This is a genomic window from Halomonas sp. ND22Bw, assembly GCF_003011945.1.
In the GTDB taxonomy this organism is placed as follows: domain Bacteria; phylum Pseudomonadota; class Gammaproteobacteria; order Pseudomonadales; family Halomonadaceae; genus Halomonas; species Halomonas halophila.
Window position 1 is genome coordinate 1 of record NZ_PXWD01001427.1, and the last position, 250, is coordinate 250.

General features: G+C 66.0%; 1 pseudogene. It reads right to left on the bottom strand.

What is annotated here, in order from left to right:
* A pseudogene (locus CVH10_RS22910) lies at positions 1–250 on the bottom strand (AMP-binding protein); the annotation flags it as partial.

Consider the following 250-nt stretch of genomic DNA (forward strand, 5'->3'; position numbering starts at 1 on the left):
TCGCCCTCATCCGAACTGCGGCACTGGACCAGCACCGCGGGCGTTTCCTCACCGCCCGGCGTCGTGATCGCGAACGCCGCGATGTCGCCGGCCTTGAACCCCGGCAGCTGCTCGACCGCCCATTCGATATCCTGCGGCCAGTGGTTGCGGCCGTTGATGATGATCATGTCCTTGGCGCGGCCGACGATGAAGATGTAGCCGTCCGACATGTAGCCCATGTCGCCGGTGTCCAGCCAGTCGCCGTCCATGC